At 65.3% G+C, this 13,108-nt stretch carries 14 protein-coding genes; 5 read left to right on the top strand and 9 right to left on the bottom strand.

What is annotated here, in order from left to right:
- The 6 genes from soxB to soxX form a co-directional block, all read right to left on the bottom strand.
- A partial coding sequence (gene soxB / locus KGM94_RS00830; RefSeq protein ID WP_300253920.1) for a thiosulfohydrolase SoxB occupies positions 1 to 1,456 on the bottom strand: 1,456 nt, incomplete at its 3' end.
- Between the two features lie 71 nt (positions 1,457 to 1,527).
- Positions 1,528 to 1,833 (bottom strand): hypothetical protein, encoded by a 306-nt coding sequence (locus KGM94_RS00835; protein ID WP_300253995.1) that lies wholly within the window; start codon positions 1,831 to 1,833, stop codon positions 1,528 to 1,530.
- Positions 1,834 to 1,835: 2 nt separating this feature from the next.
- A complete protein-coding gene (soxA, locus tag KGM94_RS00840; protein ID WP_300253996.1) occupies positions 1,836 to 2,699 on the bottom strand; it encodes a sulfur oxidation c-type cytochrome SoxA in 864 nt (287 codons plus the stop codon).
- A complete protein-coding gene (gene soxZ, locus KGM94_RS00845; protein ID WP_300253922.1) occupies positions 2,699 to 3,010 on the bottom strand; it encodes a thiosulfate oxidation carrier complex protein SoxZ in 312 nt (103 codons plus the stop codon). The genes soxA and soxZ overlap by 1 nt, the downstream gene beginning before the upstream one ends.
- Positions 3,011 to 3,026: 16 nt before the next feature.
- On the bottom strand, positions 3,027 to 3,518 hold the full coding sequence (gene soxY, locus KGM94_RS00850) for a thiosulfate oxidation carrier protein SoxY (protein ID WP_300253924.1): 492 nt from the start codon (positions 3,516 to 3,518) through the stop codon (positions 3,027 to 3,029).
- Between the two features lie 27 nt (positions 3,519 to 3,545).
- Positions 3,546 to 3,878 carry a sulfur oxidation c-type cytochrome SoxX gene (gene soxX / locus KGM94_RS00855; RefSeq protein ID WP_300253998.1) on the bottom strand — a complete coding sequence of 111 codons (333 nt, stop codon included), beginning with the start codon at positions 3,876 to 3,878 and terminating at the stop codon, positions 3,546 to 3,548.
- A 281-nt stretch (positions 3,879 to 4,159) separates the two neighbouring features.
- On the opposite strand from soxX, the gene KGM94_RS00860 reads away from it, so the two are divergent.
- The 3 genes from KGM94_RS00860 to KGM94_RS00870 all read left to right on the top strand — a co-directional run bounded on the left by KGM94_RS00860 (position 4,160) and on the right by KGM94_RS00870 (position 7,703).
- A complete protein-coding gene (locus KGM94_RS00860; protein ID WP_300253926.1) occupies positions 4,160 to 4,831 on the top strand; it encodes a DUF938 domain-containing protein in 672 nt (223 codons plus the stop codon).
- Between the two features lie 134 nt (positions 4,832 to 4,965).
- Positions 4,966 to 6,213 carry an MFS transporter gene (locus tag KGM94_RS00865; protein ID WP_300253928.1) on the top strand — a complete coding sequence of 416 codons (1,248 nt, stop codon included), beginning with the start codon at positions 4,966 to 4,968 and terminating at the stop codon, positions 6,211 to 6,213.
- Between the two features lie 245 nt (positions 6,214 to 6,458).
- Positions 6,459 to 7,703, top strand: coding sequence for an MFS transporter (locus KGM94_RS00870; RefSeq protein ID WP_300253930.1), 1,245 nt, complete (start codon positions 6,459 to 6,461; stop codon positions 7,701 to 7,703).
- A gap of 122 nt (positions 7,704 to 7,825) precedes the next feature.
- Here KGM94_RS00870 and KGM94_RS00875 read toward each other — a convergent pair whose 3' ends face one another.
- Positions 7,826 to 8,371 (bottom strand): carboxymuconolactone decarboxylase family protein, encoded by a 546-nt coding sequence (locus KGM94_RS00875; protein ID WP_300253932.1) that lies wholly within the window; start codon positions 8,369 to 8,371, stop codon positions 7,826 to 7,828.
- 154 nt (positions 8,372 to 8,525) lie between these two features.
- On the opposite strand from KGM94_RS00875, the gene KGM94_RS00880 reads away from it, so the two are divergent.
- Positions 8,526 to 9,725 carry an acyl-CoA dehydrogenase family protein gene (locus KGM94_RS00880; RefSeq protein ID WP_300253934.1) on the top strand — a complete coding sequence of 400 codons (1,200 nt, stop codon included), beginning with the start codon at positions 8,526 to 8,528 and terminating at the stop codon, positions 9,723 to 9,725.
- 157 nt (positions 9,726 to 9,882) lie between these two features.
- Positions 9,883 to 11,022, top strand: a complete 1,140-nt coding sequence (locus tag KGM94_RS00885; protein ID WP_300253936.1) for an acyl-CoA dehydrogenase family protein — start codon at positions 9,883 to 9,885, stop codon at positions 11,020 to 11,022.
- A 182-nt stretch (positions 11,023 to 11,204) separates the two neighbouring features.
- Here the strand turns inward: KGM94_RS00885 and KGM94_RS00890 are convergent, their stop codons facing one another.
- Both KGM94_RS00890 and KGM94_RS00895 read right to left on the bottom strand, forming a co-directional pair.
- Positions 11,205 to 12,242, bottom strand: coding sequence for an amino acid ABC transporter substrate-binding protein (locus tag KGM94_RS00890; RefSeq protein ID WP_300253937.1), 1,038 nt, complete (start codon positions 12,240 to 12,242; stop codon positions 11,205 to 11,207).
- Positions 12,243 to 12,299: 57 nt separating this feature from the next.
- A complete protein-coding gene (locus tag KGM94_RS00895) occupies positions 12,300 to 12,893 on the bottom strand; it encodes a L,D-transpeptidase (protein ID WP_300253939.1) in 594 nt (197 codons plus the stop codon).
- Positions 12,894 to 13,108 lie beyond the last annotated feature (215 nt).

Below are 13,108 nucleotides of genomic sequence, written 5' to 3' on the forward strand. Positions count from 1 at the left end.
AGGGATCGGTGTTGAACAGGTTGTCGCAGACGTCTTCCAGCACGTCCCTGATCTGGCCGCCGGTCATCTCTTGCACATAGGTCTCGGGATAGGTGATTGCGGTCTCCGTGAGCAGGTCCTCCATGCTCAGCGGCTGGCCGGCGAGCGTGGTGACGCCCCAGCGAAAACCCGGCGACAGCGCGATCTCGGCGTCGAGCTCGCGGCGCAACGCGCTGCAGATCAGATCGTCCATCGGCCCGGAGAAATTGCCGCGGCGGTAGAGCAGGCGGTCGGGGGTTGCGAGTTGGCCCGACCAGTCGGCCACGTGTGGCGCCCGCACCTTGCCGATCAGCTCGGCCATCGCAGGATCCGGCTTCAAGAGCTCGGAATAGACCGGCAGCAAATGGTAGCGGAAGTCGCCGACCTTGCCCTTGTCGAGCGCGAGATCGAGCACGGCCACGAATTTTCCGTTGGAGCCGGCGTTGGTGACGAGCGTGACGCCGCCGGCATTCTTCACCGGGATTGGCCGCGGCACCGCGTCATGGGTGTGCCCGCCCAGGATGACGTCGATGCCGCTGACGCGGCTCGCAAGCTTGAGATCGACGTCCATGCCGTTGTGCGAGAGCAGGACGACGGCGTCGACCTTGTCGCCGCCGCGCAAGGCCTCGACATGCTTCTGCAGCTCCTCCTCGCGGATGCCGAACGTCCAATCCGGCGTGAAGCGCCTGGGATGGGCGATCGGTACGTAAGGAAAGGCCTGGCCGACGATGGCGACGCGATAGTCGCCGAGCTGCTTGATGGTCGACGGCTTGAACACGCGGCCGGTGGCGGGATCGAAGGCGCGCGCGTCGTTGAAGGCGGCCTCCTCGGTCAGGAAGACGTTCTGCGCCAGGAACTCGCCCCTGAAGCGCTCGAGATTGTCGCGCAGCGCCTCCTCGCCATAGGTGAATTCCCAATGCCCGGTCATCGCCTCGATGCCGAGCAGGTTGGCGACCTCGACCATGTCGCGGCCTTGCATGGTGTTGGAGAGCCCGGTGCCCTGCCAGAGATCGCCGCCGTCGAGCAGCAGCGAATTTGCTTCGCCGGCCTCGCCGCGCAGCCGGTCGATCAGCGTTTTCAGATAGGCGAAGCCGCCGAGCCTGCCGAAGCGGGGCGCGGCCTTCTCGAACTCGAAGCAGGTGAAGGCGTAGGCGTCGGCGCTGTCGGGCCGGATGCCGAAATGATCGAGGAAGGCGCGTCCGACCAGGTGCGGCGGCCGGCCTGTCATCTCGCCGATGCCGAGATTGACGCTGGGCTCGCGGAAGAACACCGGATTGAGCTGGGCGTGCGTATCGGTGATGTGCAGGATGCGCGCGTTGCCGAAGCGCTCGATGTCGTAGATGCCGGCATTATCGGCGCCGCGCGCGAGGCGCGGCAGGCAGACTGATGCGGCGGCGGCACCGGTGCCCTTCAGGAAGTCGCGGCGGCGGATCGCCATGGTGAAGTTCCCGCGCTCCCACTAGCCCGACAACGAACAGCGACCGGAAAGGTCCCAGCCGCGGGATCAGTCTAGCGGATTTCCATGGCTTTCCAGGCCTGTTTTTCGCTGGTCGCCTGGAGGATCGAGGCCTTCGCCAGCGCTTCGGCTTCCTTGGCGGCGGCGACGGCGCGGTCGAAATCGCCGCCGTCCGCGGCCTTTTTGGCGGCCGCCAGCGTCGCAACCGTCGTGGTCCATTGGTTGCGCAGGGAGGCGGCCTCCTTGCTCGCGGCTTCCGCCGCGGCGTAAGCCGCCTTGAAGTCGGCGTCGCTCGCCGCGCGAGCGGACGGCACTGCGGCCGTCACGAGCAGCAGGGCCAGTGCAATTGACCGGATCACCGTCATGGCCGCGCTCCCGGTCCCGCAATCGGCAGGCCGTTGCTGACATAGGAGAGGAAATATTCGAGGTCGCGGTACTCGTCCGATTGCGGTTCCAGCGGAACCGCGCGGGTCTGGCTGTTGCAGGTCACGAAGCGGCGGCTGATCGTGCCCATGCCGTTCCATTCGGAACGGTAGATCGGCATCGCGTTGAGGATACCCAGCGCCGGAGCCAGGATCTCGGCGCGGATGCGTTCGCCCGGGCTCTGCACGTGGCAGCTCGCACAGGAAAAATTCAACTGCCCGCGACGGGTGTAGAAATAGCGCTTGCCGTTCTCGTAAGCCTCGAGCGCGCGAGGATCGTCGGGGATCCTGATGTCAAAAGGCTTGCCGCGCGAAGTGAAGGCCATGTAGGCGGTCAGCGAGGCCATCTCGTCCTTGACGTAGGAATAGGGTGCCTCGCCATTGGCCTCGCGGCAGCGGTTGAGCGCCAACTCCAGCGTGACGACCTTGCCTTCCTTGGCGTCGAAATGGGGATAATTCTGGCGAATGCCGACGCCGCCGTTCGGGAAGCAGTCGGCGTAGGTCTTGCCGTTCTTGAACGGCTTGGCGAACATCTCCTTGCCGGCGTCGACCGCGAATTCGTACGGCGGGAACTCCTCCTTCTCGACCCACTGCTTGCGCATGTCCGCATTCATCGAATAGGGACCGTTGACGAAGTCGTCGAGCTTCACCTTGGGGAACTTGGCGGTGAAGTAGTTCCGGAATGCCTTGGCCTCGGTGGCGGGGTCGATCTTGTCGGCCGCAACCACGCGCGGCGCAGCGAAGGCGAGCGCCGCCAGCGCGACGAACGCGGAGCCAATCAGGACGGAGCCGCGCCGCTTCATCATCCGACCTTCGCGGTGGTCGTATCCGACGCACCCTTGTTGTCGACCCAGCTGATCCTGAGGTCGTCGCCCTTCTTGCCGCCCTTGAAACTGAACTTCACGTAGGGGTCCTTGGAGACCGCCGGGCCCCAGTCGGCGACGAAGACGTCCTTGCCGTCATGCTCGAACTTGAGCTGCTGGATGAAATGCGGCGGGATGATCTCGCCCTTGGCGTCCTTGACGAAGCCGGAATCCATGGGGTGCTGGATCAAGGCCTGCACCTCGGTGATGTCGCCGCTGGACGTGGCGCGCACGCGAATGGTCGATGCCATCTGTCTCTCCTTCGCCTCAGCCGCCGCAGCCGCCGACGGTGACCTTCACTTCCTTCACCGCGCTGTAGAGCTTGCCGTCGGCCTCGACGATCGCGACCAGCTTCGTGGTCTTCGCCATCTTCAGGCGGTTGGCGACGCTCGGGATCGTGCCCTCGGGGATCAGGTAGGACGCCGCCAGCGCGTTGGGATTCTCGGTGACCAGGAACGAGATCGAGCTCACTTTCTCCAGCGTCGTGGTCACCGAGATCGGCACCACGGCGCCGTTCTCGGCGATCTCGGGCGCATCGACCTTGATCTTGTCGGATGGCTCGGCGGTCTTGCCGTAGAGCGCCTTGATCGCGTCCGCCTCGCTCTTCTGCCTGAAGGCCTGTTCCGGATATTTGTCGTTGGCCGCCGCGCGGGCCCGTTCGGCGGCGAACGGAAGATTGCCGAGGCCGATCAGCGCAACGGAGGCTGCGCCCTTCAGGATCAGGCGCCGCGTCGCGCTCGCGCCGGTGGTTGCAGTCATCGGAAGTCTCCTGGGCGTCATCGGCCGTTACAGGGTCTGCAGGAAATCGACGATCGCGTTGATCTCCTGCTCGGTCAAAATTCGGTTGCGCCCGAACGGCGGCATCACGGTCTGCGGATTGCGCTTCGGCTCGTCGGTCACGATCGCCACGAGCGTGTCGCGATCGGGATACTTGGCCTTGATATCCTTCAGCGCCGGTCCGATCGTGCCGGGCAGGTCGCCGCCCTTGATGACGTGGCAGGTCAGGCAGTTGCCCTTGCCGCGATCGAAGGCGAGCTTCTGGCCCTCAGTGGCGGCCGATTGCGCCAGCGCCGGGCTCGTCCAGGCGCCGGCCAGGACGGCCGTTGCGAATGCAACGATCAGGGCAGGCTTCTGCGGAAAGGCGGTCAAGGCGTCGTCCCGAAGCGTTGTGTCGAGGGCATCTCGAGCGGAAATATACTTGCTCAAAGCACAAACGACATGGGCTGACAATCGAGACGATCCGCGCAAGCGAGGTGAGATTTAATTTGCTTCCGCACCGCAACCGGAGAGATTATTCGTTCTGCAGAATCGGCTGGAACGAGTGACTTTTTGCCGTCCTTCTGTTGGCTTTGTCGTCGTGTTTTTTTGATCCCCATCCCATTTTTTCCCGGGAGCCTCAATTGGCTGAATACGTGGTCGAATTCGGCAAGGACGGACGGGTCGAGCCCGACGGCCGCCTCGATGCCCCGGCGTTCCATCGCAACCATGAGCCGATCTGGGCGGCAATCGAGAAACACCTCGCAGGGCTTTCGGGCGATGCAGTCGAGGTCGGCAGCGGCACCGGCCAGCATGTGGTGTACTTCGCGCGCCATTCGCCCGGCCTCGTCTGGTGGCCGAGCGACCTCAACCTGCGCCATGTGAAGAGCATCGAGGCCTGGCGCGTCCATTCGGGCCTGCCGAACGTCCGTCGTCCCCTGCGGATCGACCTGCTGGATCCCGATTGGTGTGCCGAGATGAAGGACGGCCAGGGGCCGCACGACGTCGCGATCGTGTTCTGTGCCAACGTCATCCACATTGCGCCCTGGCGTGTGGCCGAAGGCTTGTTCGCGGGCGTCGGCCGCTATCTGCGATCCGGCGGAAAACTGTTCCTGTACGGGCCGTTCAAGCGCGACGGCAAGCACACGGCGCTCAGCAACGCGGTGTTCGACACCAGCCTGCGCGAGGGCAATCCCGAATGGGGGGTGCGCGACGTTGCCGATGTCGAGGGGCTGGCGACGGGCGCGGGCCTCGCCCTGATCGAAACGACCGAGATGCCGGCGAACAATCTCACGCTTGTGTTCGCGCGGGCGTAAGGCAGCGCGGTCGCGCCAGCGCACTCCCATGTGCATCTCGGGCATGGCTTGCGTTCATTTGCGCCGGTTGCCCGCACTCTTGCATCCCGCCATAGTGCGGGGAATCAACGCACCCAATTCCGCCGGGAATACCGATGCTCGACACGACTGTCGCCGACAAGATTGCCGACGACGCCCGCGTGCGCGCCAATGTGGTGCGGCTCGCGGCGGCGCAGGCGCTCACCGGCGCCAACTCGGCCGTGATCTTCGCCACCGGCTCGATCGTCGGCGCGACGCTGTCCCCCGACATGTCGCTCGCGACCGTGCCGCTGTCGATGTACGTGCTCGGGCTGGCCGCCGGCACGCTGCCGACCGGCGCGATCTCGCGGCGCTTCGGCCGCCGCACGGCCTTCGTCATCGGCACCGCCTGCGGCACGCTCACGGGCCTGCTCGGCTGCTACGCCATCTTGCACGGCTCGTTCGCGCTGTTTTGTCTCGCCACCTTCCTCGGCGGCCTCTACGGCTCGGTCGCCCAATCCTACCGATTTGCCGCGGCCGACGGTGCCAGCGCCGCGTTCCGGCCCAAGGCGGTGTCGTGGGTGATGGCGGGCGGCGTGTTCGCCGGCGTGCTCGGTCCGCAGCTCGTGCAGTGGACCATGGATTTCTGGCAGCCCTATCTGTTCGCCTTCAGCTTCGTGGTGCAGGCCGCCGTTGCCCTGATCGCAATGGGGATCGTGGCCGGCATCGACATCCCGAAGCCCGCGCCGGCCGACATGCATGGCGGACGGCCGCTGCTCAGAATCGTGCGTCAGCCGCGCTTCATCGCGGCGGCGCTGTGCGGCGTCATCTCCTATCCCATGATGAACCTGGTGATGACCTCGGCGCCGCTTGCGATGAAGCTCTGCGGCCTCAGCGTCAGCGATTCCAATTTCGGCATCCAGTGGCACATCGTCGCCATGTACGGGCCGAGCTTCTTCACGGGCGCGCTGATCGGCCGCTTCGGCGCGCCGAAGATCGTCGCGGCGGGCCTGCTCCTGGAAGCAGGCGCCGCGTCGATCGGCCTGTCCGGCATCACCGCGATGCATTTCTGGGCCACCCTGTTCGTGTTGGGCGTCGGCTGGAATTTCAGCTTCATCGGCGCCTCCGCGCTGGTGCTGGAGACGCACCGCCCCCAGGAGAAGAACAAGGTGCAGGCATTCAACGATTTCCTGGTGTTCGGCATGATGGCGATCGCCTCGTTCTCCTCCGGCCAGTTGCTCGCGAATTACGGCTGGTCGACCGTCAACATGGTGGTGTTCCCGCCTGTGCTGCTCGGGCTCGCCGTGCTGTCCTTCGCCTCGTGGGCGCGGCGTCGCAGGGCCCGGCTGGAAGCGGCCATGGGCGAGTTCCCCGACCCGATCTGAAATGGCGGGAGACTGGCAGCAGCCCTGATGCTTCGATCGCCGTCGAAATGATTTTCCGGTCCGGCGTTGTTACATGATGTTCGTCATGGATAGGCGGGTATGACGCTAAAGCGCGATGAGATTGGATGAATCGTCATCGCGCTTCAGGTTAATGTTTGAGCATGATCTTTTCGGAAAACCGCTGCGCACTTTTCCGGATCGTGCTTTGGGTCGGCGCTCGCGGGGGAAATCAAGGAGAAGCGCAAATGCTCGACAATCCCCGGCAGGCTGCGCCCCTCGACGAATCTTCGCTGCGCTATGGGGGCTGGCGCATCGTCGCGGCGTGCTTCCTGCTGGCGACGTTCGGCTGGGGGCTCGGCTTCTACGGCCAGAGCGTCTATGTCGCCGAGCTGCAGCGGGAGCACGGCTGGCCGGCCTCGCTGATCTCCTCCGGCACCACGTTCTTCTATCTGTTCGGCGCGCTGATCGTCGCTTTCGTCGGCGAGGCCGTGCGCAAGTTCGGGCCGCGGCTCTGCCTGATCGCCGGCACGCTCGCGATGTCGGCGGCGGCTCTCGCGATCGGCGCGGTGCGCGAGCCCTGGCAGCTCTATCTCGCGGATGCCGTGCTCGCCTTCGGCTGGGCCGGCACCAGCCTTGCGATGATCACCAACACGCTCAGCCTGTGGTTCGACCACAAGCGCGGCATGGCGATCAGCTTCGCGCTCAATGGCGCGAGCTTCGGCGGCATCGTCGGTGTGCCGCTGCTGGTCACCGCGATCGGCCATGTCGGCTTCTCCGGCGCGATGTTTATGGCCGCCGGCGCCATGGTCGTGCTGCTCGTGCCGGTGATCCTGGTCGTGGTGGGCCGGCCGCCCGATCGCCCCGGCTGGCATGCGGCGAGCGCGGCGAAGCCGCAGTCCTCATCGCAAATCCGCAAACGCGCCTTGCGCGACATCGGCTTCCTCACGGTGACCACCGCGTTCGCGCTGGTGCTGTTCGCCCAGGTCGGCTTCATCGTGCACCTGATCTCGTTCCTCGATCCCGTGATCGGGCGCGAACGCGCCGCCGTCGCGGTCGCCGTGCTCACCGCGATGGCGGTGGTCGGGCGCGTACTGTTCTCCACCGTGATCGACCGGCTCAATCAGCGCCTCGCCTCGAGCCTGTCGTTCCTGAGTCAGGCCGTCGCGCTCGCCGTCATCGTCAATCTGCACAATGACTACGTGCTGATCGCGGCCTGCGCGCTGTTCGGCTTCTCGGTCGGCAACCTCATCACGCTGCCGTCGCTGATCGTACAGCAGGAGTTCGATCCGCGTTCGTTCGGCGTGCTGATCAGCCTCAATACCGCGATCAACCAGGTCACCTATGCGTTCGGCCCCGGCGTGGTCGGCCTGCTGCGCGATCTCTCCGGCGGCTATGTGCTGCCGTTCTACGTCTGCATCGCGCTGGAGGTGGCCGCGGCGGTGCTGATCATGATGCGGAGACGGCGCGTGCGGCGAATCGTAGAGTCGTAGAGTGGGCAAAGCGAAGCGTGCCCACCACTTCACGCGCAATATGGAAAAGTGGTGGGCACGTCGCTAGCGCTCCTTTGCCCACCCTACAAATCTCGCAATGACGGCCGCACGGCTCTGCACCCTCACTTCAGCTCCGACACCTCGCCCTCCGGCAGGTCGAACTCGAAGGTGTTCAGCGTCATCGACACCATCGTGTAGTAGCCGCACAGGCCGATCACCTCGACCAGCCCCCGCTCGGTCAGCACCTTCACGGCCTCGTCGTAGAGCCCCTGCGACAGGCCTTTGCCCTCGTGCAGGGACTTCGCCACGTCGTAGATCATCTTGGCCGTGGGATCGCCGAATTCCGGCGTGCGCCGATCGCGGATCGCGTCGATGATCGCGGGGGCCATGCCCCCTTGCAGGGCCAGGCGCTTATGCGCATACCACTCGTAATGCGAAGTCCAGTGCCGCGCCGTGACCAGGATCGCGATCTCCGACAGTTTCGCCGGAAATATCGTGTCGAAGCGCAAGACGGCGCCGAGGCGAGTGGCGTGGCGGGCCATCTCGGGGCTGTTGAGCCAGGCCATCATCGGCGGCGGCGGCCGGCCGCGCTTGGACGCAATCGACTCCTCATAGGTCCGGCGCTGGTCTTCGCTCATTTCGCCAGGCGAAAGCAACTTCAGGCGCATCGTCGTTTCCTCTTTATTTTCAATCATCGCCGCGGCGCCGACTATAACGCAATGCCGATCGGCGTCAGCAGGCCCGGACGACGGAATCGGTTGAATTCCGCGGTCGGGTGGCTAAGGTCGCCCGCAACGCGACGACTTTTGATGGAAGCGCTCCATGACTGATGCAGAGACGGCCGACCTCGAACGATTCCGCGCCGAGACGCGCGCTTGGCTGGAGGCCAATTGTCCGACGGAGATGCGCAAGCCCGCTACCTCCGACGCCGACGTGTTCTGGGGCGGCCGCAACGCCAAGTTCGCCTCCGAGCCGCAGCGCGTCTGGTTCGAGCGCATGCGCGACAAGGGCTGGACCGTGCCGGACTGGCCGAAGGAATATGGCGGCGGCGGCTTGAGTCCTGGCGAGCACAAGGTGCTGCGCGCGGAGTTGGCAAAGATCGGCGCGCGGCCGCCGCTCTCGAGTTTCGGCATCTGGATGCTTGGACCCGCGCTCCTCAAGTACGGCACCGAGGCGCAGAAGAAGGAGTACCTGCCGAAGATCGCGGCGGGCCTGATCCGCTGGTGCCAGGGCTACTCCGAGCCCAACGCCGGCTCCGATCTCGCCTCGCTGCAGACCCGCGCGGAGAGCGACGGCGACGACTACGTCATCAATGGCCAGAAGATATGGACGTCGTACGCGAACTACGCGGACTGGATTTTCTGCCTGGTGCGCACTGACCCGACCGCCAAGAAGCATGACGGCATCAGCTTCATCCTGTTCGACATGACCTCGAAGGGTGTCTCGACCAAGCCGATCCTGCTGATCTCCGGTTACTCGCCATTCTGCGAGACCTTCTTCGACAATGTCCGGGTGCCGAAATCGCATGTCGTGGGCACCGTCAACCGCGGCTGGGATGTCGCGAAATATCTCTTGCAGCACGAGCGCGCGATGATCTCCGGCATGGGCGAGCGCGGCGTCGGCCGGCCGCTCGGCCAGATTGCCGCCGATTCCATCGGCACCGATGCGCAAGGCAGGCTCGATGATGCCATGCTGCGCGGCCAGATCGCGTCGTTCGAAATCGACGAGGCGGCGCTGGCGGCCTGCGCCGAGCGCGCGGTCGATCTCGCGAAGGCGGGCCAGGCGCATCCGGCATTCTCCTCGGCGATGAAATATTACGGCACCGAGCTCAACAAGCGCCGCTACGAGATCCTGATGTCGGCCGGCGGCGTCGATGCCCTGGAATGGGAGAGCGAGCGCTCCAGGCAGGGCGCCCGTCCGCGCGCCTGGCTGCGCACCAAGGCCAACTCGATCGAAGGCGGCACCAGCGAAGTGATGCTCGGCATCGTCGCCAAGCGCATCCTCGACCTGCCGGGGGCGTGAGGTTGCACGAACTTTACCACACGTCATTCCGGGGCGCCGCTCTTGCGGCGAGCCCGGAATCCATAACCACCAGTCGGGAGTATGGATTCCGGGCCTGCGCCTTCGGCGTATCCCGGAATGACGAAGATCAGATAGATTTCAAATCGGAAGCACCACCATGGCCCTCGTCCTCACCGAAGAACAAACGATGCTCCGCGACAGCGCGCGCGGGTTGATCGGCGACAAGGCGCCGGTGTCGCATCTGCGGCACTTACGCGATTCCAAGGACCCGATCGGCTTCTCCAAGGAGCTCTGGCACTCCTTTGCCGAGATGGGCTTTGCCGGCCTCCTGGTGCCGGAGGAATTCGGCGGCTCCGGGCTCGGCTGCGTCGAGGCCGGCGTGGTGATGGAAGAGATCGGCCGCACGCTGATGCCGTCGCCGTTCCTTTCGACCAGCGTCGTCGCGGCATCGGCGCTCGGCCGCGGCGGCAATGCCGCGCAAAAATCGGAATATCTGCCAAGAGTGTCCAACGGCTCGCTGCTCGCGACGCTCGCGATCGATGAAGGCGCAAAACATCGTCCGTTGCAGACGGCCTTGCAGGCGGTGCGCTCCGGCAACGGCTTCAGGCTGTCGGGCGCCAAGGCGCTGGTCGTCGACGGCCATGTCGCCGACCTCCTGATCGTCGCCGCGCGCACGGCAGGAGCCGCCGGCGAGCGCGACGGGCTGACGCTGTTCCTGGTCGATCCCAGGGCCAAGGGCGTCGCGATCGAGCGCACCGCGATGGTCGACGCCCATAACGCGGCGCGCATCGAGTTCGCCAATGTCGAGGTCAATGCCGACGGCGTGCTCGGCGAGGTCGACCAGGGCGCCGCGCTGCTCGACGGCGTGCTCGATATCGGTCGCGGCGCGGTGGCATCCGAGATGGTGGGCCTGAGCGAAGAGGTGTTCGCCCGCACCGTCGACTATCTCAAGCAGCGCAAGCAGTTCGGCAAGCTCATCGGCGAGTTCCAGGCACTGCAGCACCGCGCGGCCCAGCTCTATGTCGACATCGAGATCACCCGCGCCGCCGTGATGAAGGCGATGCAGGCGCTCGATGACGATCTCGCCAAGGCATCCTCCACTGTCGCCGTCGCCAAGGCGCGCGCCGGGACTACCGCGACGCGCGCGGTGCAGGAAGGCGTGCAGATGCATGGCGGCATGGGCATGACCGACCAGTTCGACATCGGCTTCTTCATGAAGCGCGCCCGGGTCTGCGAGGAATTGTTCGGCGATGCCAACTACCACGCCGCGCAATTGGCGCGGGCGCGGGGGTATTGAGGCGAGGGGTCGTCACACACCTGCCGTCATGGCCGGACAAGCCTCGCCATGACGACTGAAAGCAGCCTGTAGCCCGGATGAGCGTAGCGACATCCGGGAATGTCGCTGGTGGTCCCGCATGTCGCTTCGCTCATGCGGGCTACAGCCGTCCCTCCGCTCCCCGCAATGACGACTGAGCAAGCCTACCGCATCGGCGGCGCGTACTGCACGCCGCCGGCGTTCCAGAGCTGGTTCATGCCGCGCGGGATCTTGAGCTTGGACTCGGCGCCGATGTTGCGCTCGTACATCTCGCCGTAATTGCCGACATGGCGGATGATGCGCGCCGCCCAGTCCTTGGTGAGGCCGAGCTGCTCGCCGTAATTGCCCTCGGTGCCGACCAGCCGCATCACCTCGGGCTTCTTCGACTTCAGCGCCTCGTCGATGTTCTTGGAGGTGACGCCCAACTCCTCGGCGTTGATCATCGCGTACAACGTCCATTTCACGATCATCATCCAGTCGTCGTCGCGCTGGCGCACGACCGGGGCGAGCGGCTCCTTGGAGATGACGTCGGGCAGGATGACGTGGTCGCCGGGCTTCGAGAGGTTCAGCCTCAGCGCGTAGAGCTGCGACTGATCGGCGGTGAAGGTATCGCACTTGCCGGCGTCGTAGGCTTTCACCACGTCCTCCAGCTTGTCGAACTTCACCGCCTCGTACTTCATGTTGTTGGCGCGGAAATAGTCGGCGAGGTTGAGCAGCGTCGTCGTCCCCGACTGCACGCAGATCTTGCTGCCGTTCAGGTCGAGCGCGTTGTCGATGTTGCGCGAGCGCGGCAGCATGAAGCCCTCGCCGTCATAATAGGCGACCGCCGGGAAATAGAGGTCGTACTCGAGCTCGCGCGCCATGCTCCAGGTGGTGTTGCGCGAGAGGATGTCGACCTTGCGGCTCTGCAGCTCCTTGAAGCGCTCGCTGGCGTCGAGCGGAACGAACTTCGCCTTGCCCGGGTCGTCGAAGATCGCGGATGCCACCGCGCGACAGAAGTCGACGTCGAAGCCGCTCCAGTTGCCCTTGTCGTCGGGAATCGAGAAGCCAGGCAGCCCCTTGTTGACGCCGCACAGGACCTCGCCGCGCCGAATCGTCCGCTTCAGCGTGCGCGTGTCGTACATCTCGTAGATCACGGCGAGCGCGCCGACCAGCACGGCGATCGCGAGCCCGATCAGCAGGCCGCCTCGAAAACTGCGCATGATGTCTCTCTCGAAAAAAACCGGAAAAAGGAATTTGGGCGGAAGGTCGGACCGGGCCTACAGTTCGGGCTTCTGCCGCACGACCACCTTGGTGCCGACCGGGACACGGTCATAGAGGTCGCTCACGTCGGCATTGACGAGACGGAAGCAGCCGGACGATACCTTGGTGCCGATCGTGTCCGGCCGGTTGGTGCCGTGGATGCGGTAGACGGTGGTGCCGAGATACATGGCGCGGGCGCCGAGCGGGTTGCCGGGGCCGCCGGCCATGAAGCGCGGCAGATAGGGCTGGCGCTGGATCATCTCGGGCGGCGGGGTCCAGTCCGGCCACTCCTTCTTCTGGGTGATGTTCAGCAGCCCCTGCCACTGAAAACCGTCGCGCCCCACCCCGATGCCGTAGCGGATCGCGCGCCCGCCGGGCTGCACCAGGTAGAGATGCCGCTCCGAAGTCGAGATGATGATGGTGCCCGGCGCTTCCGTCGTGCGGTAGTAAACGACGGTCTTGCGCCATTCCGGATCGAGCTCGTAGCCGTCGTCGGCGACCAGTCCGGGCTCGTCGCCTCGGTCGGGCTGCTGGGCGGAGGCGTGCGATGTGGACAGCATCAGGCCGAGCGCGGCCACGAAGATTCCGGTCAGGCGACGAAAATCGGTCATGCAGGCTCTCCCCAGCTGCCACGAGGCAATCATCTGACCCATCAAAACCCAGCGGCGATTTGATGGCAAGTTCCGGGCGGCCCAGCTACCCACGTCACGAGAAGGCTTCGGTATTTTGACGCCGATCGACGCCATGGCCAGGGGGGATGGCCCCCGGACACAAAACGACCCGGAGGGGGGCATCCCGTCCGGGTCGTTGGAGGTCCTTGGGAGGT

This window comes from Bradyrhizobium sp. (assembly GCF_028868675.1).
Classification (GTDB): Bacteria; Pseudomonadota; Alphaproteobacteria; order Rhizobiales; family Xanthobacteraceae; genus Bradyrhizobium.

Excerpts from the sequence above, each read along its gene's own strand:
- KGM94_RS00890 (WP_300253937.1), bottom strand. The coding sequence starts at position 12,242 with ATGCGCAGTTTTCGAGGCGGCCTGCTGATCGGGCTCGCGATCGCCGTG.
- soxZ (WP_300253922.1), bottom strand. The coding sequence starts at position 3,010 with ATGGCATCGACCATTCGCGTGCGCGCCACGTCCAGCGGCGACATCACC.
- soxY (WP_300253924.1), bottom strand. The coding sequence starts at position 3,518 with ATGACTGCAACCACCGGCGCGAGCGCGACGCGGCGCCTGATCCTGAAG.
- KGM94_RS00880 (WP_300253934.1), top strand. The coding sequence starts at position 8,526 with ATGACTGATGCAGAGACGGCCGACCTCGAACGATTCCGCGCCGAGACG.
- KGM94_RS00870 (WP_300253930.1), top strand. The coding sequence starts at position 6,459 with ATGCTCGACAATCCCCGGCAGGCTGCGCCCCTCGACGAATCTTCGCTG.
- KGM94_RS00875 (WP_300253932.1), bottom strand. The coding sequence starts at position 8,371 with ATGCGCCTGAAGTTGCTTTCGCCTGGCGAAATGAGCGAAGACCAGCGC.
- soxA (WP_300253996.1), bottom strand. The coding sequence starts at position 2,699 with ATGAAGCGGCGCGGCTCCGTCCTGATTGGCTCCGCGTTCGTCGCGCTG.
- KGM94_RS00895 (WP_300253939.1), bottom strand. The coding sequence starts at position 12,893 with ATGACCGATTTTCGTCGCCTGACCGGAATCTTCGTGGCCGCGCTCGGC.
- KGM94_RS00865 (WP_300253928.1), top strand. The coding sequence starts at position 4,966 with ATGCTCGACACGACTGTCGCCGACAAGATTGCCGACGACGCCCGCGTG.
- KGM94_RS00885 (WP_300253936.1), top strand. The coding sequence starts at position 9,883 with ATGGCCCTCGTCCTCACCGAAGAACAAACGATGCTCCGCGACAGCGCG.